The sequence below is a fragment of the Mucilaginibacter sp. genome (assembly GCF_036383575.1).
In the GTDB taxonomy this organism is placed as follows: domain Bacteria; phylum Bacteroidota; class Bacteroidia; order Sphingobacteriales; family Sphingobacteriaceae; genus Mucilaginibacter.
This window is the reverse complement of record NZ_DASVOB010000194.1, coordinates 1-22,557: the sequence shown is the minus strand read 5'-3', so window position 1 is coordinate 22,557 and position 22,557 is coordinate 1. Positions and strand designations below refer to the sequence as shown.

The window sequence follows — 22,557 nt, the reverse complement described above, 5'->3', positions numbered from 1 at the left end:
ATCCGGAATGCTATCTATTCCGTTGTACACAAAACCGCATACTACAGCCTTTTTAACGGTGCCTTTATACAATATCACCGCCGACGTTGTAGTGTTTTTTTGATAACGGAAATAATAAAAGGACTGAGCGGTAAAAAAAACAACCATCAATCCCAAAAAGCTTTTGATTAAAAGGAGTTGATTTTTCATTGTAGTACATTGATTAGGTATATGCAATTTAAGCTTTTTACCAAACTAATGCACTCAATATTAGTTAGATTAGTGCTCACTTTAACAGGCTTTCGAAATGGCTCATAATATAATAACCGTAAACGAAAACGAAGGGAAAACGCTTGCCGTAGTCGGCGATGCCTACCAGATCATTATTTCGGGTAAACAAACCGGTGGTGCTTATGCCGTTATTGATATGCTGGTACCTCCTGGCGGAGGGCCGGGGCCTCATGCCCATGCAGATATCCATGAATCATTTTATCTAATTGAGGGTGAGATTGAATTTAAAACTAAGGGAGGGATATATATTGCTAAAAAAGGTTCTTTTGTAAATATTCCAAAAGGCGGGGAAGTGCATTGTTTCAAGAACACAGGTAACACAATAGCACATATGCTATGTACCGTGATCCCTTCAGGTTTGGATGAGTTTTTTGAGGAGATAGGCACGCCGACCGCAGCAGGTACGTTTTTACCTCCGCCTGCTTTAAATGAGGAAGATCTGGGCCGATTGAAAGTTATTGCAGAGAAATATGGTCAAAAGCTATATCCTCCTGATTACTTAGACGCTGTTTGAAACGATTTATAAATGTATCATAAGAGGCTGTATCATAAATCAAATTGACCATCCTCGGTGTTGTGTTACCTATAAATTGAAACTTAACCGATAATATTTATACAAAAAGGGGGTTAACACATTTTTTGCATAAAAACACTCAATCATTTGATTATTAATTATATACATGAATATTAACCCTGAATTGTGTTAACCCTGTTAACCCCCTTGACCCGTCCTGAAATAGCTATACAGATTTGTGAGTAGAGTCAATCCAACCCAAAACTATATATCGCTTAAGTATCTGAATGATACAGTCTCTTATGACAGGCTAAAAATAATCCTTTTCTTCATAAACCTCTACCCGGTTTTGTACAATAGGGAAGGTTATCATTAAAGTAACACCCTGGGCATTTTCAACGGCAAATTTTCCTTTTAACTGCTTGCCCAGCGCTTTCATCATTTCCATACCTAAGGAATTAGCTTCGCTGAGGTTAAAGTCGGGAGGGAGGCCGCGACCATCATCAGAAACTTTTAAAATGGCATTGTCGTTATCCCAAACGGATAAGCCTATTACAATCTCGCCACCGTTATGATCAAAAGCATATTTGATTGCATTGGTGATAGCTTCGTTTAATATTAAACCGATAGGGACTGCCAGGGCCGGATCGAGGCTAAGAGGGTCTAACACCTGCCTTATTTTGATATGCCGGAAGCTGGTATCAAATGAATCGCTCAGGTAATTGATCAATTCGCCAATATAAGCAGGCATAGAAACAAGGGCTGAGGTAGTACTACTGTATAACTTCTGGTGCAAAAGCGCAATAGCATTTACCCGGTGCTGACTGCCACGAATGGCTTCAAGTGCAATATCGTTTTGTAAATAGGCCGACTGCGTATTGAGAATGCTCATCACAATTTGCAGATTGTTTTTTACCCGGTGATGTACTTCTTTCAGCAACCATTCTTTTTGCAGCAGCAGATCTTCCAGCAAAACGTTTTTAGAACTGACCACTTCGTTGTTTTTTTGCTTATGTACATTTTGCCTGAATAATAAACCCGCTATAACCAGCAACAGAAATATCGCGCCGATGGTAAGGTTTTTAACCAGGTTGGCCTGCACTAAATTGGCCTGCTCAAGCTTGCTTTTTTGGTTTAGAAGCGTGATCTGTGCTTCCTTTTGCCGGGTTTCATACTCAATTTGCAGCTGCTCAATTTGTTTGCTTTTGGTGGTGCTAAAGATCGAGTCTTTGATGGTATTGGCTGATATAAGATGATAAATAGCCGACTGATATTGCCGCCGGGCTGTATCCAGGCCAAACCAAAGCGTTTCATTGGTGCCAAGATCATTGTCGTTACCAATTTTCTTTAACAAACTTTGGTTCAGTTTGAGATATTTTAATGCTTCAGTAAACCTGGCAGTAGCGGTGTAAAACTTAATGATCAGTTCGTAGTAACTACTCCTGGCGTAAATGTTAAGATTAGGATTGTTGGTTTGCCCTATCAGCTCATCGCAGTATCGTTTAGCTAAGTCATACTGTTTTAGCGCCAGGTAAATTTTAAGGTAGGTTTGGCTCACCTCGTCGCCTCCTTCATACAGTTTTCCGGATGGATACACAAATTTCTGAGCTATCTGTGTTAAAAAAGCTTTCGCTTTTTGGGGCTGATGCATTCGCAAATAAACATCAACTATATTGCCTGCAAGCAGATATATGGTTGCATTGTCTTTCTCTGTTTTAGCAATTTCTAAAGCACGTGAAAAGTAGCTGATGGCTTTTTGATTATCACCGAGTTTTATGAAATCATAACCAAGATTATTATTGATCTGGCATATTAACCTTACATTATCGGCATTACTTGCTATGGCAATTTTCAATGCTTTTAATTCATAATCTATAGCCGTTCTGTAATCACCCTGTGTGTAATAAAGCCTGCCCAGTAATGCGTAAAGCCCTTGTGTTTCTGTATAATGGGCCTGCCCGTAATAGTCTAATGCTTTTCTTGCTTCGGCAAAGGCCATGGTGTAGTTATTCATCATCTGGTGCAGATCGGCCAGTAGCCTGTAGCATCTTGCAAGTTCAACCAGGTGGTTAGTTTGTTCAAAAGCTTCCACTGCCTGGTTAAGATAATAAATGCGGGAAAGCATTGTTTGCTGCAAAAAATCCTGACTATAATATTCTGACAGCTCAAAATAAGCTTTACCAAGCAGGGGCCAGTTATGTGCCTGTTTAATTTCCTGAATTGTTTGTTCAAGTAATGCCCGTCCGCTTTTTAACTCGCCTTTCGATTTATAAAATGCAGAACGGATCAATGCAATGCGAAAATTGATCTCGGCCTGCGGAGAGCGATGGTTAAGTTGTTCAGCCTGATTGATAAAGTAAGAAGAGCTATCCATTTGTTCGGGGGATGGATGGCGAAGGTGACTGAAAAACTCAGCAAGCTGGAGCACTGCGTTAATACGGTCCGGAGCAGAGCCCGAGAAACTCTTTTGTGAAAGCAAAGAATCAACATGGCGCCTGGTAATCTCCTGGGCGTTTACTGAAATAACGAAAAGAAAACTTAGCATAACCAGTTTATATTTTCGTATCATCTCAGCTCGTTTCTTCGGTTGAGAGCAGGTATGCATCAATCTTTTTTTAAATTTAGACATATTCAAGTGCATCTGCTAATTTTAAGCAATACTTATTTGTGGTAATGTATTAATAGTCAGTTATTTTTAACTAATAGTGGCTTTTATTATAGATCAGTGAAACAGAATTTTTATTTAAGTGATCTTTTAATAAATCTTATCAGGTATCATTATATCCGTATTTGATAGGTCATCATTTATAAGGATACTACAACTCAGTACATTTCTTTTAATTGCCAATTGTTGAGCGGTAATTTGTACCAAACAAGTGCCGCAACTCCCCATTCCGCAGCACAATCCAAATCCCGGAATTGCCAAATAATCAGATATAAGCGACATCAAACTGTGATATTGCCCGGGAAATGTTTGTATTCGGTGACTATTGCCCAGGTAATGCAGTGTAAATAGAATGGTATTTTGAGGCATTTTACTTATGCTGATTACTTAGTTTAAGCCAGCGGTAAACTGAAATAAAAAACGGATCCTGTACCGCTTTCACTTTCCGCCCAGATCTGGCCTTCATGCCGACGGATGATCTCGGCACTTAAATAAAGGCCGATACCGAAGCCGGAAATATGGCGCGTATGATTGCTTTCAACCCGGTAATAACGATCAAAGATCCTCGGCAGATCCTGTGCTTTGACGCCCATACCTTCATCCTTTACACTAATCTGGGCGAAACCGTTGACCAGGGCGCATTTTACCTCAATATCCCTGCGCTTAGGCGAATATTTAACTGCATTGCTGATCAGGTTGGAAATAACCGAGCCGATCTTTTCCCTATCGGCATTAACCTGTACATGATCGCAGATATTAATTTGGATAATATGACTGGAAACGGTGAGTTCATATTCCTCAACAACCTCCCTGATCAGCAGGTCGAGGTCGAATAATTCTTTATCGATGGCGATCTTGCCCGATTCCAGTCGTGAGATATTCAGGAAACCATTGATCATGCTGCTCATCCTTCTCGCCTGTATACTCGCTTTTTCCATAGCGCCTGCAAGAAAACTATCGGTATTGTCTTTTAATTTGAGGTTAGCTACCTGGATGAGGGCCATTAGCGAGGTTAACGGGGTTTTAAGCTCATGGCTTACCATGCCTATAAAATCATTTTTTCGCATCTCATCCTGTTTCTGCTCGGAAATATCCCTGGCAATCTTGGAAACCCCGGTGATTGTTCCCTGTTTGTCACGTATAGGCGAAATAGTGAGGGATACATCCAGCTCCCGACCGTCGCTTGCCAGCCTTTTTGTTTCAAAATGTTCCATCCGGTCCCCGTTTTTTAAGCGGGCGATGATTTGCGGCTCCTCATCCTGCCGGTCTTCAGGTACCAGCTTAAGGATAGATTGCCCTATCATTTCGGAGGCCGGGTAGCCAAATATCCTTTCTGCCGATTTATTCCAGCTGGTAATTATACCTTCCAGCGATTTACTGATGATCGCATCATCGGAAGATTCTACAATGGCGGCCAGTTTAGCGCTGCGTTCTTCTGCTTTTTTCTGGTCGGATATATCCAATGCAATTACCAGTCCGGCATAAACAACTCCACGCTCGTCTGTTAAAGGCACAAAATCTACCTGGAAATAATCGCCGTCAGCACTTTTAAGCTCAGTCCTTATCTGTTCTCCGTTCAACATTCGCTCGTAATACTCCCTGGTTGCTTCATATCGCTCGGGAGAGGTAACCGCAGCCATGTGCAACCCCGTGTAACTCTCGGCATGGTAGCCTAATTTTTGCATCAGGTCACCTTCTATCGTGATCAGGTTATGGTTCCTGTCCATGACAAGGATCAAAGAACGGGGGATATTGACAGCAATAGAGCGGAATAACTGCTCCTTTTTTTGTATTTCTTCCCTGCTTCGTTGTAACTCCTCGTTGCTTGCCAGCATTTCTTCATTTGATGCCGCAAGTTCTTCGTTAATCGCTGTAAGCTCTTCATTAAGGGCTTGTGTTTCTTCTTCGCTTTCTGCCAGTGATTTGGTGCGGACAGCTACCAGTTCCTCCAGCGATCCGTTCATCCGCGAAAGTGCCTGTTGTGCTTCAAAAAGTTCTTCGTTGATCGAGCTGAGTTCTTCGTTTGCTGTAGTGATCTCCTCATTGGCAGCAGTAAGTTCTTCGTTAAAAGCTGCGGTCTCCTGTTCTTTGACCTGCAGTTCCCGTTGCAGGCGGTCCTTCACCTGCACATCACGAATTACGCGGAAATAGGATAACAAGGCAATCGCAATAGCAAGTACAAGGGCAACGAGTATTGCGGTTGGAGCAATAAAAGTATAACGCTCCAAAATAGCCGAGCGCTTATCCAAAAGTTTGCGTTCAGTATTTTCGGCCCGGTCAACAGCAAGTCGCAGCGCGTCCATGGCAGATTTTCCTTCTTCCAGATCGCTTGTAGAAACTGCTTGGTTTTGTTGTTTTTTGGCAACCAAATCTTTTAATATCGCCATTCGTCGGGTTAGTACTGTCCGGATATCAGCAAGGTTGGCTTGTTGTTGAGGGTTATCGGCGGTTAAGGTACTTACCTCATCAATCAAACTTTGTGTTTTGAGATAAGCACCATTGTAAGGGCCTAAGAAAGTTGTCTTGCCCGTAAGCAGAAAGCCGCGCTGCCCTGTCTCCGCATCTTTCATTACTGAAATAGCCTGTTCAAGCTTTTGGATCACCAATGTACTATGGCCAACGGCTCTATTACTATCTAATAAGTTGTTAATTGTACCATAGGAAATAATTCCGACGATCAACAGGATCAATATCGAAAACCCGTAGCCGAGCTGTAAATTCCGGGTAAAGTTTAGTCGCATAAAAATACGGGTAGTACTGCATTAAACGGTATGCGATAAAGTTATGCTTTTGCCAAAAAAATCTACAGAAATAGTAGGTCATGATAGCTAATAAGCGTTAAGGGTAACATAGATGTTACAATAATCAATACGCATCGTATTTGTCGCAATAGTTAATTCAACTAAGAGCGTTAATTTCTTTAATAGGTAACTTCCTAATTAATAAAGCCGTTTAAAAGTTTGATTGATTTTACTATTATGAAAAAAGGGGCGTTCGGAATTGCTTTTGCCTATTTGCTGATCAGCCTGCTATGGATCATGTTCAGCGACCGGCTGTTATTTTACTTTGAAAAAATACTTAGCCCCGATCAATACCTGTGGTTAAGTTTGGGAAAGGGATGCCTGTTTGTAATGGTTACCGCAATTGCTCTTTACGCCCTGATCAAATCGGAAGACCGAAAATTGAAACAGAGCGAAAAGCAGTATCGGAGTATGTATGAATCCAATCCAAATCCTATGTGGATTTACGAGCCCGGAACGCTGCGGTTTATTTCGGTAAACGATGCAGCTATTGCTGTTTATGGCTACAGTGCAGAAGATTTTAAACAACGGACAATCCTTGACATCAGGCCTGCCGAAGACAGGGAAGGTGTTGTTTCTTCCGCAGATAGACTGGAAAGCAAGTTTAATCATAGTGGTACCTGGCGCCATCTTAAAAAGAACGGGCAACTAATTTATGTAAACATTACCTCACATAAGATCCGGTTCAATAAAAAGCCCCATATCATGGTCATGGTACGCGATATGACTGAAAGGGTAGAATTTGAGCAGGCCCTTGAAAAAGTAAACCGTGAGCTTTTGGAGGAAAAACACAAACTCAGCGAAACCCAACTACTGTCGAGGGTGGCCGGATGGGAGTTCTATCCTGCCGAAAACAGGTTGATATGGTCAGATGAAGTTTATCGTATTGCTGGGCTCAACCGGGATGACAGCCGCGAAGCTTTTGATATTTATGTACAACATATTTTTCCGGAAGACCGCCCACTGATGATCAATGCCTTGCATGAATTAATACATACCGGTAAACAGCTCGACGTAACGCACCGGATAACAGCACTGGACGGTACCACCCGCTATATCCGCCAGCTTGCCCGCCTGGAAAATACAGGAGAACAGGCATTAAAGATAGCTGGTTCCTTGCAGGATATCACCGAACTCAAACAACTGGAATTGGAACGTAACCGGTACCTGTATAGTTTTGAGCACACCTTGAACAGCATCACCGATTGCTTTTTTGAGCTCGATAATCAAATGAAAATAACGCGGGTGAACGACACCTTCCGGGAGTTGGTTGAAACTGACAGGAGCAGCATTATAGGCACAAGTATTTTCGAGTTTTTCCCTGAAAATGAAAATAAGTTTTACCCGGTTTACCAAAAAGCGCTTGAAGAACGGGTAATTGTAAGGCATGAAGATTACTCGGTTATCCTGCAGCGCTGGTTGAGGATGGCTGCTTACCCTACGGATGGAGGGGTTGCCGTATATTTCTCCGATATTACCGAAGACAAGCTCAAAGATGAACGGTTGAAAGAGGCTGTAGAACGATATGAGCTGGTTGCCCAGGCAACCAGGGACGTTGTTTATGATCTTGACATCGTTGCCAATAAATTGATATACAATACCAGTCTTACTCATTTGGTGCAGATTCCCCACAAAGAGATCAGTTATGAGCTGGAATGGTGGCGTTCACTGATCCACCCGGATGATGTAGCGGAAGTGGTGAGCAGCCAGGAAAGGATCAGCCGGGCCGGTCTTACAAATTGGGAATGTGAATACCGCTTGGATTGTGGTAAAGGTGAATATAAATATGTAATGGATCAGGGGTATTTTGTATACAATAGCCAAAAGCAACCGATAAGACTGATAGGGGCGGTCAGAGATATTGATGCTCTTAAGCGCAGTACCCAGGAAAACAAACGATTGGCGCGGATCATTAAACAGGTAAACAATATGGTGCTTATAACCGACTCCCTGCGTACGGTTCAATGGGTGAACAATGCCTTTGTTGAACTTACCGGTTACCTTTTGGATGAGGTAAAAAACAAGATACCTGTTGAATTTTTAATCGGGCCGGGGCATCCCGGATTCGAAACAATAATCCAGAAGCAAGAGGACAGAGAAGCGTTTGCAATAGATACGATCATTTTCACCAAAAAAGGAACTCCGGTTTGGGTTTCTGCACAGTTAACCCCTGCATATGATGAACAGAACGCTTTTCAGGGTTATATCATTGTTTGCCAGGATATAACTTATCGTAAAGAGAAAGAAGAAGAAATCAATAGGCAGAACAGGTTACTGCGTGAAGTAGCATGGATAAGTTCGCACGAGATCCGACGTCCTGTAGCAACAATGCTTGGACTGGTAAACCTGCTGGATACGGCCGAAGATGACGATGAGCAAAAAGAGGTATTCCCCAAGCTCCGCGAATGCGCCCTGGAAATGGACAGTATGGTACATGAGATCCACCGTCGTATTGAAACCGAAAAAGCCTTGCAGATGGGGCGAGATTTACAGACAGGCACATGAGTATCGGAAATAGGTACTTGCTACATTCAATATTACCACACTCGTTCGGTAAAATCAGTTAAAGCCGACTTACATGAAATTTGTGTTCCCCTGATTTATCGGTCTGAATATTCGTGAGGTGTTATTTAAATAATTGATTTTCTGAAAACAACCAAACCAATAGATCAGCCCGGGCGTATAAAGAAGAGATATTATTAGGGATATTATTTAATAACATTTTACCCATTGAATATGAGCTGATCTTTACTTTTATAGTTCCTTGTTTGCATTATGGGGAACAACATCTTTCCCATTGGATGGGTATGATAGTAACTTATCTGGGGTCGTTAATACCGCGCCCTGAATTAGCCATAAAACTTTAGGGAATAAGGAACTCATAATATATATTTAGGAAAAAATACTTTAAAGATGGTCGGCTTTGCAACGGTTCTCAAATTTCGTTTATATACGCTGTTCATTATTATGTATAGCATTCTTGCTTGCCTTGGAAATATAATTATTGGCTCGTCTCGCTGTCAGGCCCAGGGCAATCGCATAAATACGGAAATTGAAAATCTTGATAAAGCAAAACACGATACAGACAAGGTAAAGATCTATTACACCATCTCCCGATTGTATTGGAACAGAAACGCTGATAGTGCTTTGTTAATGGCAAAAAAATCCCTTGATCTCGCAAAAAAAGTGCATTATGAAAAGGGCATCGCTCTGGGATATCTTGCCGAGGGGGTGGCCCTTGGATACAAAGGGAATTGGCCTGGAGCTCTTGACTCTCATTTACAGTGCCTGCGCATCAGCGAAAAACTGGGCATGGAGGGGTTAACAGAAAATGAATATAATAATATCGCCGGATTATACACCTCTATGGAGGATTATTCAAAAGCGCTTTATTATAACCGGCAGGCCTATAAGATAGCATTGAAACAAAATGACCCCGCACACGAAAGCACTTTCAGTTTATTGGTGAACATGGGGGAAATATTTAAGAAAAAAGGGCGGCCCGATTCGGCCATCGCCTATAATTCAAAAGCATTAATTGTAGCAAGAAGAGTAAAAAATCCTGTCTACACCGCTGCGGCGTTATATAATATTGCAGAAAACTGTATCACAAAAAAGAACTATCAATTGGCAGAGCGATACCTGCATGAGGCACTTGATATAGCACAAAAAGCCGGTGATGATGAAGATGTTGCTTACTGTCATAGTGGGCTGGCACTTACCTCTTACTATACGGGTAAATACAATTCAAGTATGTTGTATGCACAAAAGGCCCTTGAAGAAAGCCAAAGATCCGGCATTGCCGAACTCATTCAAACCGCCTATAATGTATTGTATCTTACCCATCAAAGGATGGGTAATTATAAACAGGCATTGTATTACCGAAACCTTGAAGTTGATTTAAATGATAGTTTGAAAACCGAGCAAAGACAGAAAACGATCAGGAATATGCAGTCGGCTTATGAACTGGAGAAAAAAGAACAACAAATTGACCTGCTGAATAAAGATAAAATTATAGGCCAAAAAGAACTGGAAAAAGTGAGTCTGAAGCGGGATATTTTAACAGCCGGTACCATACTTTTATTATTAATAGCATTTGTCCTGCTCAGAAACTATATACAAAAGAGGAAACTTAGTGAGCAACTGGCCTTGCAAAATGAAAATATATCGGCACAAAATCTTCACTTGGAAGAACTTGTACACGTAAAAGACCGCCTGTTTTCGATTATCGGACACGATTTACGGGGCCCGATCCATACCATTAGCCATATGATGGATATAATCAAGGAGAAAAGCCTGCCGGAAGAAGAAAGCGATTATTGGATTGAGAAAATAGACGAGACACTGGTAATAACCTCCAGTTTGGTTGAAAACCTGTTATACTGGGCAAAAAGTCAATTAGACGGGATACAGCCTAACCCTGCCAGTTTTGATGTACGAAAGTTAATTCATCAAAATGTTATGCTGTTGAAACAGCGTGCCGCCGAAAAGAAAGTAGTAGTAACAGGGGAGGAGATCGCTGAACCTTTGATGGTATACGGAGATGAGACCATGATTGATATTGTGATGCGAAACTTATTGGAAAACGCGGTGAAATTTTCAAAGGCAGGTGATCGCGTTACTTTGGCTGCCGAAAAAAAAGCAGGCTTTGTTGTATTAACAATACAGGACAACGGGAAGGGCATTCCCGAAGAAGCACAATCAAAAATATTCAACAAATATACTTCATATACCACTTTTGGTACTGCCAGTGAAAAAGGAAGTGGACTTGGGCTTTTACTATGTAAAGAGTTGGTGGAAAGGAACAATGGCTCAATATGGTTTGAAAGTAAGGCAGGTATTGGCAGCTCGTTCTATTTTACTGTACCATCAATAAAAAATGAAGAGTTGATTGCTGTTTAGGCTACTCTTTGATATGATGATAAAACACTTTGCATTGTACCTCGCCCCACTGTCGGGGCATGATGTTTGTGTTATTATGCCATATTAGAAGTAGCTTTAAGAACTAAATGGTAGACTTTTATCAGAAAAAAGTCCTGGTTGTTGACGATGATAAGGATATCCGTGAATTAATTCACCTGATCCTCGAGATGGAGGGGTACGCAGTGACCGAACTGGATAATGGTCATGGTGTCCTTGAAGCAATACAGGTATTGCGCCCTGACGTTGTGCTGTTGGATGTCATGCTGGGCGATACGGACGGCCGCGATATCTGTAAACTTTTAAAGAACGATCCGGGAATGAAGGACATACCTATCATCATTGTTTCTGCCAGCCATGGATTGCATACAATGCACGAAAAGCAATGTGGTGCCAATGATTACCTGGCCAAGCCTTTCGATATGAACGACCTTATTAGCCATGTGCGCCATTTTGCGGCTTGATTGGAGTAAGCTCCAGATGGTGCAACTGATCAATTCTCACACTTCTTTCAGGAGATCAAGTAACATTGGCTAAATAAGCTCCGAAACTCATATTTTTTAAAAACGAGACATATTATTCATTATAATAACTTATTTTAGGACAGGCAAAAACCTGGCAGTCGATTCAACTTTTAAACGCGTTTTTAATAAGTTATCTTCCAATCCAAATTTACGCCAACCATTCATACAGATATTTGTTAAGCTAATCATGCAACAGGAAACTACTAAAACGCGGTATAACGATACCGAATTAAATGAATTCAGAATATTGATAAAAGAAAAGATCGGCATAGCCCGTGAAGAACTTAATGAATTGGCTGGTACGCTTAGTGCCTCAAACACTAACGGAGACGATGCAGCTATTGCCGGCAAAACGCTGGAAGATGGTTCTGCAACGTTTGAAAAAGAACAGATCAATCAATTGGCCGCGCGCCAGAAAAAATTCATCGAACAGCTTGAAGCCGCACTGATGCGCATAGAAAACAGGACTTATGGTATTTGCCGCTCTACAGGTAAACTGATACCAAAGGAACGCCTGCTTGCTGTTCCGCACACCACTCAAAGCATGGAGGCAAAACTTAAGCAGGCGTGAGTTCTGCATTTGTGAAGGAAGGGGAGGCCAGACACCTTAAAGACGTTGCGCCGAATCCCGGCGCACTTCTTTTCTTCCTTCGCGTGGAAAACAATGGGACTATTATCCGTGACGAAAAAATCTACTTCAGCCAAAAACATGGCCGCGACGTTTATGAAATGAGCGACGGCCTGTTTTATGCAGTGGATGACGAAAATCATTGGTATATTATCCTTGACACATGAAGGATAAGGTTTTTCCTTTTGGCCAAATTCTCCTCCGTAATTGATAGTTGCCTTTAAGGTTGTTATATCTTATTCAAACAACTCCTGCTCATCCGTATAATAAGTTTTTCTCGAGGCTTCATTAATTATGATCGCCGCCCCGGTTGGGCTGTGTTTTCTCTTCGAGTTATGTATAACCATGAAATCACGGACTTCGCCGTTAATGATATCTGGATTTGATTTCAGGATACTTTTCTCAGCAGCCTCAAGCACTGTTTTTATCGACTGAACAAGATCTTGTAATTTCGCCTCGGGTATCTTGTTACTTACAGAAAACGGCGAAATACGGGCATACCATAAGATCTCATCGGCATATGCATTGCCAATGCCGCGTAAAATCTTTTGATCAAGCAAAACAGTTTTTATGTTGGTTTTGGTTTTAGCCAGGCGCTTTTTTAAATATTCGGCATCTGCGTCAAGAGCATCAGGCACATCTTTCTTTTCGGGGTTGAGGGTAGGGGTAGCTATCCCCTGGAAATCGGCAAGCACCAATCCGCTGTTATCATCAAAATGCAGCTCAACAATGCTGTATTTGTTTTCATTTTTGCTATCGAACAGATATAGTTTACCATGTAGCATCAGGTGCAAACCGAGCACATCGCCTTTATCAAATTTAATGCGCAGCTCTTTACCTTCACGGTAAACTTTCTCCAGCTTCTGCCCGCTTAAAACTTCATCCAGTTCATGTGTGCTCACGTTTAGCTTTTTAGCATTGGGTACTTCTATCTTTTTTACGATTTTACCTGCAAGTTTTTTTTGCAAGTTATAGCTGAAAGCCTGTAAGTCGGGTAGTTCGGGCATGATGTAGGTTTTTTATATGTAAATATTGATATAATTAATGTTTGTTATGTGAGTTCGTTAAACTTTTTAAAACGTTGTATCGCGGTTTCTATCGCCTGGATCTGTGTTTTGTTGAGTTTATCAAACGGCTTGAGCTCGATATCAATGCTCTTTTTACCGATGGCTCGGCTCCAATTGCCAATCATCTTATTGTTGACCATGATGGTTGGAAAAAAAGTAACAGTGCCTATTTTATCCCTGAATTTGGCAGGCACCATAGCATCCCGGTTTTTATAAGCAATAATTAACTCATCATAAACTGGCAGAAGATAAGCCCCTGTACTCTTCGTCTTAGTGGGATCAGTATTTGCATTCATCCAGTAGCTTATTCCTTCAACAATGATATTAGTTAGCTGACTTTTGTTTATTTCGATCCCGGTTTTGGCATCGGCAACAGTGAGGCCGCTCCAATGTACAAAATCGTTTATCGTGGCGGGGCCATGACTTGTAAAATAGCGTAAAACGAGGCGACTAACTGCCTCCTCCCGATCAATAGCCGGTGTCATGGGAGCGCGTTCGTCAAGTAAGGCATAGGTAAATTGTTTGCCTTGCCTTGCGCCATTGCAAATCAACTGCTCCAGTTCGGCTTTCATTAATAATATAGTAAGCCTGAGGTCGTCTGTGGCTATATCGGCCTCATGCAGTGCCGAAACAATTTCGCTTCGGGTTAATTGTTTGCCACCCTGCATAGCGTTTATAAATACATCAAAACTCTTGTTGAAAATTGTGTCGGTAACCTCTTGCTTTTTATACATGGCGGCATTGCCGGCATTAATCCTTGGCCCTGTAAGGGTTAGCATCCAGCGGATATCTTGTGGTAATACAAAATGCCAGGTTGGCCTTAATACATGGGTTCGTAATATAGTCCCGGTGTTCATGGCTTTTTCTACAGTTTTATCCGTTGGTGATAACATCCGCAAGCCAATTGCCCATTTGGCATGAGCATACTCCTGCGCCTGCATGGCGCACATATATCCAACTATCTCTTCGGGCTTCTTAAATTTATTATGATTAAGGTGCTGGTTATAGACCCGAAGGTTAGCTATATCACTTATGGTCATATTTTACAGGCTTTGAATACTATTCAAAATAAATATATACTTATGACAACAGTTTGTCAGCAGGGCAGAATAAAAAGTTTCTTTTGTAATTTGGGCTTTTCCATGCCAAAAATGAAAAAACTATTTATTTTGTGTTGTATTACTGCTTTTATAGTTGTTTTATTAGCTCCGCGGCTAATGCAGTATAATAAGTTTCATGATGCTGAAATTGATGGCAAATTGGATACTATTTACCGCAACATGGGTTATGTTGTAATAAAGGTTAATGGTGAGGAATACCATTTTATTCCCGTTTCATTAGGCAGGAGGAATAACTTTGATGAGGTTGCTAAGATTGGTGACAGAATATCGAAAGTAGCAGGCAGCAATAATTTTAATTTAGTACATGAAGAGGACGAGGCGTTTTTGTATACAGGTAAAAAGTATTGGTAAATTAAATCTTAACGCGGAATGTTGAACAGAATAGATCCCAATTATTTTGCAGGTGGTTTGGTTGTTGGTATTGCCATCGGTGTAGCGTTACATAGTCTTGCTGTAGGTATAGCAATTGGTGTGGCGGTGGGTTTATCTGTAGGTTCGAGAAAGAAAAAAGGATAAAAGAGGTCTCGGAAATTCAGACTTACGAAGTTTTTTGAACTTCGTAAGTCTTAGCAGATATTTAAAAATCGTGATATAAATTTCTGAACGAGCTTCTTAATCCGAAAGTGATCAGCGTGTTTTTTGAATCCTTCTGATCGTTTTTTTCCTGGCGGTATAATGCACCAAGTTCAAGACGTAAATTATATTTAGGGTTTAAAATATAGGCAACTGTGCCTTCTCCATAATATAACTGTGTGCTTAAGCCCTGGCCAATGGTTGTTGTAGTATTTGCCGAAGGCACAAATGGCTTGGTAATAATTTTACCGTTATTGTCGGTTTTTAAGGCATCGAGGCCATATTTGGCATAATTAATCTGCCCCTGGAAATCAAACCGGCCAACCGAGTAGTTCAGGATTCCTAAAAACTCCCTGAAGTTTGCACCGTAAGGATGCGCCAGCGGATCACCATAAAACGAATAGCTGCTTATTGTCTGCTGGTTACTGTAAGTATATGGCTTAACGGTATTATATTCAAATAAATAATTTAACCTTTTAACCTTGAAAATATTGGCACCGCGAATACCCAGTTGCCAGCCATTGGTGTTATCGGTACTGTTGCCTGAAAAGAAATCGCTGCCCTTGAACCTGTCGAACATGATCTGCCCGTATAAAGCTGCTTTATCAAAGATCTTATATTTGGCATTGAAACCTAAAAATACGTTATCTTTTTGGTAGCCACCCGGCCCCAGCGAACTTGCAAATAAGATAGGGTTTACAAAATTAGCGTCAAAGCCCGACCGGTTTCCCTGGTTATCAGCTTCTGGCGTAATTAAAGCGTTAAACATACCAAATGAAGCACGCTTGGTTATATTCCAGTCAATGTAGTGAAATAAAGCCCACTTACGGCGGTTGCCTCCGAAATAGTCAAATTTAGGCGCGGTAGTAGAGGCAAGGTCTTCAATGTAAGCCCAGGCTATCATATATCGCACCGGTCCTAAATCGGCAGTAAGTCTTAACAAAGGCATATTAGCAGCAAAATCAGATAATAACACCGAGCGATAGCCATCGCCGATAAACATTTTATCCTCGCCTAAAGTAATATTCAGCTTTTTTGTGATTGAATAAGAAAGTATTGCGGTTACATACGACCAATCCTGGGAGTTTCGCGCTTGCCCCGTATATTTCCTGGCATAAGCCTGCCCGGGTATAAAACCGTTGGCATTTACATAGTCATTGTAATAAGATGGAAACTTGGCCGAATTTTCAAAACCACTGGTGTAAAATGAAAATTTCTCGCCTACTGTTCCGCCTATCTGATAGCCGCGTACATTTAAATTGGTTGTAGTACTCTTATTGAAATCCCTGCCGGCCTGCACATCGGTAATGTAATCGGCATAAAAAGTATATTCCTTAGCCTTTACATCGAAAAGGTGCTCATTAAATAACTTACGCCCGCCCCAGGTTTTACGGTCTTTAACGCCAACGTTCATTACCGAATCATAGGTATGCAGTATAGTACTGTCAATTAAAAAGGGGCGTAGTGCAGTATGGGTCGAGCTTTTTACCGAATAAATATCCGAATTGAATTTTTGATACAACTGATATGAATTAGGTAAATAAACCGACTGCGCCTGGCTTAACTGCGATATAAATAAGGCAATTACAGTTATGATAAATATTTTTCGAAAGCGTAAGGAGTAGAGTTTTTGCATTACAACAAAATAAGCGTTAATTGTTCTAAGATAAAAATTTCATTGGTAAATAAGGGTATATACATAAATGCAGGGCTGGTTGTTTCTGATATATTTAAATTGTTCAAATTAATTTGAACATAATACTTAGTTAGTTATTTAAAATCAAGCGAATTAGATATCAATGAATTAGATTTAATGCAACTGGAAATTGTATTAAGATTTCTTTACCGATACATGTTTGTGAAAATTGGTAAATAAAATTTCTTTAATCCCGGTACCTCAAAAAGTTAATTAATGTTAAATTTTGTCACGGGGAGGTGTTTTTTTTTAATAAGTTATAAAAATCATGATATTTGCCGCGCTATTAAATCAATTGATATATTATTAAATGCAGTACAAAAAAATCAATAACCTGTTAGGCTGGCTTTGTTTTGTTATAGCCTCAATAACCTATATTTTAACATTAGAGCCATCTGTAAGCTTTTGGGATTGCGGCGAATTTATTTCATGTGCCTACCGCTTACAGGTAGCCCACCAGCCCGGTTACCCCGTTTTTGCCATGATAGGCAAGGTTTTGTCGCTGCTGTCATTTGGTGATAATACTAAAGTACCTTTCTTTACTAATATGGGTTCGGCATTGGCAAGTGGTGCAACCATTATGTTTTTATTTTGGACAATTACAGCTTTTACCAAAAAACTGATGGTTGAAAAACGTGATGAGGCTATTGAAGGTTATAAACTGTATGTGATTATGGGCGCTGGCCTTGTTGGCGCGCTGGCTTTCACATATACCGATACATTTTGGTTTTCGGCAGTTGAAACCATTGTATTTGCCTTATCATCATTATGCACCGCTATCGTGTTTTGGGCTATCCTTAAATGGGATGAACATGCTGATGAGCCTGGCGCCGATAAATGGATCGTTTTTATAGCTTATGTTATAGGTTTATCAATCGGTATCCACCTGTTAAACCTGTTAACTATCCCGGCTATTGCCATGGTTTACTATTTCCGCCGGACTAAAAACATTACGGTTGGTAATAGCATCCTGACTTTTTTAGCGGGTGTGGTGATCCTTGGTTTGGTACAATACGGCATCAGGGGGTATACTATCAAATTTGCTGCTTATTTCGATCTTTTCTTTGTTAATTCATTAGGAATGGGCTTTGGCAGCGGGGCTTTCTTTTTCATTTTGCTGATAGTTATCGCGTTGGTAGCAGGCATCATATACAGTATCCGCAAAAAGAAACCAGTCCTGAACCTTGCTTTACTTTGTGTTGCATTTATCTATTTTGGATACGGCTCATTTGCTTATATTCCTATCCGCGCAACAGCTAATACTAATTTAAATAACTCACACCCTGATAACGCTTTTACGCTTTACGGTTATCTTAACCGTATCCAGTACGGTGAGGTGCCATTGCTAACTGGCCCTATGTATGATTCGCAGGTTACTGATCAAAAACAGGGAAGCATCATTTACCGTAAAGGCAAAACCCAATACGAAAATGCCGGTCGCAAAACCGATTATGTATATGACCATACTACTACCTTGCCACGTATGTACAGCACAGACCCCAACGATGTGCAGTTTTATAAGCAATGGCTTCGCATCCCGGAAGGGCAGGCGCCAACCATGGGCGATAACCTGAAATGGATGTTTAGCTGGCAAATGTACCAGATGTACTGGCGTTACTTTTTCTGGAATTTTGTGGGCCGCTATAACGATGCCGACGGACAAACCAGTACCGAAGGTATCGATGGTAACTGGACAACAGGCCTATTTGATGGTGGCAAACACCTGCCAAAATCAGTAACCGCGGCTACTACTTATACACCGCTATATGCCCTGCCTTTAGTAATAGGTTTAATAGGTTTGTTTTTCCATGTTAACCGCCGCAGTAAAGATGCTTTGATCGTAGGACTGCTATTTTTCTTTACCGGTTTAGCAATTGTATTGTATGTAAACCAGGCAGCTGTGCAGCCACGTGAACGTGATTACTCATATGTGGGCTCGTTTTATGCTTTTGCTATATGGATAGGACTTGGCGTGATAGCCATTGCCGAATTTGCGCGTAAATATATCGACGCTAAATTAGCCGCTATCGGCTCAACTGTAATTGGTTTGCTGGTTTGCCCGGCACTTTTGGCCGCCAAAGAGTGGAAAAACCATGACCGTTCAACCAAAATGACGCCGCATGACATGGCTTACAATTACCTTATTTCATGCCCGCCAAATGCAATTTTGTTTACTTATGGCGATAATGATACTTACTCGTTGTGGTATGACCAGGAGGTTGAAGGCATCCGTCCAGATGTGCGCATCGTAAACCTGAGCTTGTTTACCGGTGACTGGTACATTCGCCAGATGCAGAAAAAAATGAACAGTTCAGAGCCTCTGCCTATCACTATGCCTTTTGATAAATATAAAGAAGGGGTGAGGGATGTTATTTACTTTAATGATCAGAAGCTGCCGGGCTATCAGGATATCAAAGAAGTATTTGATTTTATTACTTCTGATGATAAAGCTACCCAGGTGCAATATCAAAGTGGTGATTATGGCAACTATCTGCCAACAAAAAACCTGAAAGTTACTGTTAATCCTGATGAGGTAGTTGCCAACGGCGTTGTAAAAGCCGATCAAAAAGATAAACTGGCAACCGCTATGGAGTGGAAGTATACCTCAAACTATGTAACCAAAGAGAACTTGGCCATGTTTGATATTTTAGCGCATAACCACTGGAAACGCCCAATCTGTTTCACAACAACTATTGGCAACGAAAACCTGATTGGCTTGCAACCATACCTGTACAAGGAAGGTTTTACCTACCATCTGATCCCGTTTAAACCGGATACAGCTCTACATGATCAGTTAAGCAAAACCAATACTGATGTTATGTATGACAATGTGATGAACAAGTTTAAATTCGGCAAGTTCAAAACAGCCAAATATCTTGATCATGAGTCAACTTCTATGTTTTATCCTGTAATGGTTACCACTTTCCTTGATCTGGCTCAAAACCTTGTTCAGGAAGGTAAAAACGATAAAGCGTTGAAAGTTGTTCAGAAGTATGACGCTGAACTACCCGATATCTATCCGTATGTAGATGTTGCTGGTCGTAAGTTGTATTTAACCCAATTGGCATATCAGCTTCATGATGTAGTATTAGGTAATAAACTGGCTACCAATATTGATAATTACCTTACTGATCAGCTGGATTATAATGCTTACCTGCTTAGCCAGGATGTGAACAGCATTAGCGGCCGCGATGTACAGATCGGTATGCAGGTATTGAATGGCCTGGTTCAGTTTACTAAAGATAACCACCAAACAGCCCTTGCTACTAAATTTGAAAACCAGTTAAAGGGTTACGAAACAAAATTCCGCGCTGTATTAGGCGGAGGGCAATAATAAGCCTTAACAATATTTATTGGCAAAGCCATCCCGGTTCGGGGTGGCTTTGTTGGTTTAAGTGAAGATATCTTCCTTCAAATGCATTATTATTCCATATACCCCATCACGTTAAATATTAAAATAGTTACATCAAATTAACGCGGTTTTCTTTATTTTCAAGGCCGGTATACAAAAGCTTTTAAAATGCGTTTTACGTTTTCCCTTTGTTTGGTGATGTTGTTTTGGTGCAGCGGGGCTGCTTTTGGCGATGCACCGGCGGTACACATTTCGGCAAAGCCCAATTGGCTTAGCCCAATAAAACCCTATAACCAAAGGCCGTCCTCACGTACCATTGAGCGGGGCTTTTATTATGAGCTTCTTGAAGAACAGGTACAGGTTGAAAAGCAAGCCGATTATAATCATATTATCAGGAATATAGTTTCTGAAACAGGCATCCAGAACGCGTCGCAGATCTCCGTTAGTTTTGACCCTGCGTATGAAAGGCTCGACTTTCATGATATTACTGTGTGGCGCGATGGGAAGCCATTAAATCGTTTAAAAACTTCGGCATTTAAAGTACTGGCCGATGAGAAGGACTTGTCGAATTTTATTTACCAGGGAAGTTTCTCTGCTTTGTATATTCTTGATGATATCCGCAAAGGTGATCGCATTGAATATTCATATACCATCACAGGCCGTAATCCTATATTGAGCGGCAAGTTTTGTTCCAATATGTATGTACAGTGGTATACGCCAATTGCGCATCATTACACGGCTATAATTGCCTCATCACAACGGAAACTGAACTTCAAAACTTTCAACAATGTGCCTAAAGTTGCCATCAGCGAAGCTAATGGACTGAAATGTTATGTATATGAAGGGTTCCAGGTACCACCGGCCCATGATGATGACAGTCAGCCATCATGGTACAATGAGCGCGGCTTTATCCAGGTAAGTGAGTTTGCCAATTGGGCCGAAGTTGTAAACTGGGCTTTAAGCATAAATCCACCTTCGCTGAATATAAAAGGCGAACTTGGGGAACGCATTGCCAAATTAAAAAAAGACGCCGGCGACGATAAAGAAAAATATTTCAGAGCTGCGGTGCGTACTGTGCAACAGGAAGTGCGTTACATGGGCATTGAAATAGGTGAATACTCACATCGGGCCAATAACCCCGAAAAGGTATTCAGGCAGCGCTATGGTGATTGTAAAGATAAATCGTTACTGCTTGTATCGATGCTAAAAGCAGACGGAATCGACGCCTCGATGGTTTTGGTAAATGCCGATATGAACGAGCATGTTGAGCAGTACATTCCCACAGCCTATGCCTTTAATCATGCTGTAGTAACTGCCAATGTAAATGGCAAGCAGGTTTGGGTTGATGCCACAATGGATAACCAGGGAGGCGAAGGCACTGATATTTACTTTCCGCGTTATGGTAGAGGATTGATATTAAAAACAGGCAGTGACGGCCTTACTACTATTCCGCCTTCAAAAGGCGGTAAAGTTACCGGCGAGGATATTTATACAGTAAAGGACGGAAAATCGCCTGTGTTGTTTACGGTGAAAACAACCTATACCGGCGATGAGGCCGATTATATGCGTGGTAAACTGGAATCATCGGGCATGGCCGAAACTGAAAAGAATTATCTCGATTATTATTCAAAGATCTATAATAAAATTGAGGCCAAAGATTCAATTATTGTAACAGATGATCTGAAGGCAAATAAGCTTATTACTATAGAAACTTATAAAGTGGGCGATTTCTTTAAAAAAGACACGACCAGTAATAAACTAAACGCAGATCTTTTTGCAAATTTTATTTATAACCAGTTCCCCTCAATAACCGGGCGTATTAAAACACCTGTTGCGCTCACGTATCCTTATGATGCAAATTACTCCATTAAGGTGGTGTTGCCTGGCGGATGGGATATTAATGAGGATCATGATGCCATTAACAGGAGCTACTACCATTACGAATCGGACTTTACAGTTACCGGCGATACCCTGGCGCTTAATTATAAGTTATCGTTTCTGAAAGATAACGTACCTGTTAACAAACTGGACGAGTTTAAAGCCGATATCAAAAAGCTTAACAATACCAGTTTGGGGTACAGCTTTTCTTATACACCGAAGGGTACCACAGAACCATCGACGGTGAACAGCACACTGGTTCTGGTGGCTTTTTTGGTAACTATAGGCCTTATTATACTTGGGGTATGGCTTTACCAGCGCGAAACGCCGGGTATTGTATTTGCCTACGGTTCAACTTTTGTGCCTCTCGGAGGCTGGCTTATTGTAATAGCTATTTTTTTAGGAGGTATGGTAATATCCGCCATATGGGGCCTATCAACCAGGGGATATTTTGAACTTAGCTCATGGAACTCAACTGCGGTGAAAAACATTGCCGAACATCGGTTAATAATTGTATTGGAGAGCCTTGGGAATATTATACTGGCATG

At 41.1% G+C, this 22,557-nt stretch carries 17 protein-coding genes; 10 read left to right on the top strand and 7 right to left on the bottom strand.

The window, feature by feature from the left end; translation table 11 throughout:
* Positions 1–189, bottom strand: a 189-nt coding sequence (locus tag VF500_RS07135) for a hypothetical protein (protein WP_330859008.1), incomplete at its 3' end; no start/stop codon positions are given.
* A 97-nt stretch (positions 190–286) separates the two neighbouring features.
* On the opposite strand from VF500_RS07135, the gene VF500_RS07130 reads away from it, so the two are divergent.
* A complete protein-coding gene (locus VF500_RS07130) occupies positions 287–784 on the top strand; it encodes a cupin domain-containing protein (protein ID WP_330859007.1) in 498 nt (165 codons plus the stop codon).
* Between the two features lie 310 nt (positions 785–1,094).
* On the opposite strand, the gene VF500_RS07125 is transcribed toward VF500_RS07130, so the two are convergent.
* From VF500_RS07125 to VF500_RS07120, 3 genes are all read right to left on the bottom strand, one after another.
* On the bottom strand, positions 1,095–3,353 hold the full coding sequence (locus VF500_RS07125) for a tetratricopeptide repeat-containing sensor histidine kinase (RefSeq protein ID WP_330859006.1): 2,259 nt from the start codon (positions 3,351–3,353) through the stop codon (positions 1,095–1,097).
* A gap of 186 nt (positions 3,354–3,539) precedes the next feature.
* Positions 3,540–3,731: a 2Fe-2S iron-sulfur cluster-binding protein gene (locus VF500_RS31775; RefSeq protein ID WP_414688567.1), complete on the bottom strand. Its 192-nt coding sequence runs from the start codon at positions 3,729–3,731 to the stop codon at positions 3,540–3,542.
* Positions 3,732–3,841: 110 nt separating this feature from the next.
* On the bottom strand, positions 3,842–6,190 hold the full coding sequence (locus VF500_RS07120; protein ID WP_330859005.1) for a PAS domain S-box protein: 2,349 nt from the start codon (positions 6,188–6,190) through the stop codon (positions 3,842–3,844).
* Positions 6,191–6,427: 237 nt separating this feature from the next.
* On the opposite strand from VF500_RS07120, the gene VF500_RS07115 reads away from it, so the two are divergent.
* From VF500_RS07115 to VF500_RS07095, 5 genes are all read left to right on the top strand, one after another.
* Positions 6,428–8,755 carry a PAS domain S-box protein gene (locus VF500_RS07115; RefSeq protein WP_330859004.1) on the top strand — a complete coding sequence of 776 codons (2,328 nt, stop codon included), beginning with the start codon at positions 6,428–6,430 and terminating at the stop codon, positions 8,753–8,755.
* Between the two features lie 648 nt (positions 8,756–9,403).
* On the top strand, positions 9,404–11,152 hold the full coding sequence (locus VF500_RS07110) for a tetratricopeptide repeat-containing sensor histidine kinase (RefSeq protein ID WP_330859003.1): 1,749 nt from the start codon (positions 9,404–9,406) through the stop codon (positions 11,150–11,152).
* Between the two features lie 107 nt (positions 11,153–11,259).
* A complete protein-coding gene (locus tag VF500_RS07105; RefSeq protein WP_330859002.1) occupies positions 11,260–11,634 on the top strand; it encodes a response regulator in 375 nt (124 codons plus the stop codon).
* Between the two features lie 247 nt (positions 11,635–11,881).
* Positions 11,882–12,265, top strand: a complete 384-nt coding sequence (locus tag VF500_RS07100) for a TraR/DksA family transcriptional regulator (RefSeq protein ID WP_330859001.1) — start codon at positions 11,882–11,884, stop codon at positions 12,263–12,265.
* The gene (locus tag VF500_RS07095) at positions 12,262–12,489 is read left to right on the top strand and encodes a hypothetical protein (RefSeq protein ID WP_330859000.1); all 228 of its coding nucleotides are present in this window, start codon (positions 12,262–12,264) and stop codon (positions 12,487–12,489) included. The genes VF500_RS07100 and VF500_RS07095 overlap by 4 nt, the downstream gene beginning before the upstream one ends.
* Positions 12,490–12,558: 69 nt before the next feature.
* Here the strand turns inward: VF500_RS07095 and VF500_RS07090 are convergent, their stop codons facing one another.
* Together VF500_RS07090 and VF500_RS07085 are read right to left on the bottom strand one after the other, a co-directional pair.
* A complete protein-coding gene (locus VF500_RS07090; protein WP_330858999.1) occupies positions 12,559–13,329 on the bottom strand; it encodes a DNA-formamidopyrimidine glycosylase family protein in 771 nt (256 codons plus the stop codon).
* A gap of 44 nt (positions 13,330–13,373) precedes the next feature.
* Complete coding sequence (locus VF500_RS07085; protein WP_330858998.1) at positions 13,374–14,429, bottom strand: winged helix DNA-binding domain-containing protein; 1,056 nt, start codon at positions 14,427–14,429, stop codon at positions 13,374–13,376.
* A 111-nt stretch (positions 14,430–14,540) separates the two neighbouring features.
* Between VF500_RS07085 and VF500_RS07080 the strand changes: the two genes are divergently transcribed.
* Both VF500_RS07080 and VF500_RS07075 read left to right on the top strand, forming a co-directional pair.
* Positions 14,541–14,861 (top strand): hypothetical protein, encoded by a 321-nt coding sequence (locus VF500_RS07080; RefSeq protein WP_330858997.1) that lies wholly within the window; start codon positions 14,541–14,543, stop codon positions 14,859–14,861.
* Between the two features lie 18 nt (positions 14,862–14,879).
* The gene (locus VF500_RS07075; protein WP_330858996.1) at positions 14,880–15,026 is read left to right on the top strand and encodes a hypothetical protein; all 147 of its coding nucleotides are present in this window, start codon (positions 14,880–14,882) and stop codon (positions 15,024–15,026) included.
* A gap of 61 nt (positions 15,027–15,087) precedes the next feature.
* Here VF500_RS07075 and VF500_RS07070 read toward each other — a convergent pair whose 3' ends face one another.
* Complete coding sequence (locus VF500_RS07070) at positions 15,088–16,719, bottom strand: gliding motility protein RemB (RefSeq protein ID WP_330858995.1); 1,632 nt, start codon at positions 16,717–16,719, stop codon at positions 15,088–15,090.
* A gap of 370 nt (positions 16,720–17,089) precedes the next feature.
* Between VF500_RS07070 and VF500_RS07065 the strand changes: the two genes are divergently transcribed.
* Both VF500_RS07065 and VF500_RS07060 read left to right on the top strand, forming a co-directional pair.
* Positions 17,090–20,113 (top strand): DUF2723 domain-containing protein, encoded by a 3,024-nt coding sequence (locus VF500_RS07065; protein WP_330858994.1) that lies wholly within the window; start codon positions 17,090–17,092, stop codon positions 20,111–20,113.
* Between the two features lie 186 nt (positions 20,114–20,299).
* Positions 20,300–22,557 (top strand): DUF3857 domain-containing transglutaminase family protein (locus VF500_RS07060; RefSeq protein WP_330858993.1); only part of this gene is annotated, 2,258 nt, incomplete at its 3' end.

Bases quoted from the DNA above. Each gene is read 5' to 3' on its own strand.
- VF500_RS07125 (WP_330859006.1), bottom strand. From the start codon at position 3,353: ATGATACGAAAATATAAACTGGTTATGCTAAGTTTTCTTTTCGTTATT.
- VF500_RS07090 (WP_330858999.1), bottom strand. From the start codon at position 13,329: ATGCCCGAACTACCCGACTTACAGGCTTTCAGCTATAACTTGCAAAAA.
- VF500_RS07105 (WP_330859002.1), top strand. From the start codon at position 11,260: ATGGTAGACTTTTATCAGAAAAAAGTCCTGGTTGTTGACGATGATAAG.
- VF500_RS07080 (WP_330858997.1), top strand. From the start codon at position 14,541: ATGAAAAAACTATTTATTTTGTGTTGTATTACTGCTTTTATAGTTGTT.
- VF500_RS07115 (WP_330859004.1), top strand. From the start codon at position 6,428: ATGAAAAAAGGGGCGTTCGGAATTGCTTTTGCCTATTTGCTGATCAGC.
- VF500_RS07065 (WP_330858994.1), top strand. From the start codon at position 17,090: ATGCAGTACAAAAAAATCAATAACCTGTTAGGCTGGCTTTGTTTTGTT.
- VF500_RS07130 (WP_330859007.1), top strand. From the start codon at position 287: ATGGCTCATAATATAATAACCGTAAACGAAAACGAAGGGAAAACGCTT.
- VF500_RS31775 (WP_414688567.1), bottom strand. From the start codon at position 3,731: ATGTCGCTTATATCTGATTATTTGGCAATTCCGGGATTTGGATTGTGC.
- VF500_RS07110 (WP_330859003.1), top strand. From the start codon at position 9,404: ATGGCAAAAAAATCCCTTGATCTCGCAAAAAAAGTGCATTATGAAAAG.
- VF500_RS07120 (WP_330859005.1), bottom strand. From the start codon at position 6,190: ATGCGACTAAACTTTACCCGGAATTTACAGCTCGGCTACGGGTTTTCG.
- VF500_RS07075 (WP_330858996.1), top strand. From the start codon at position 14,880: ATGTTGAACAGAATAGATCCCAATTATTTTGCAGGTGGTTTGGTTGTT.
- VF500_RS07085 (WP_330858998.1), bottom strand. From the start codon at position 14,429: ATGACCATAAGTGATATAGCTAACCTTCGGGTCTATAACCAGCACCTT.
- VF500_RS07100 (WP_330859001.1), top strand. From the start codon at position 11,882: ATGCAACAGGAAACTACTAAAACGCGGTATAACGATACCGAATTAAAT.
- VF500_RS07070 (WP_330858995.1), bottom strand. From the start codon at position 16,719: ATGCAAAAACTCTACTCCTTACGCTTTCGAAAAATATTTATCATAACT.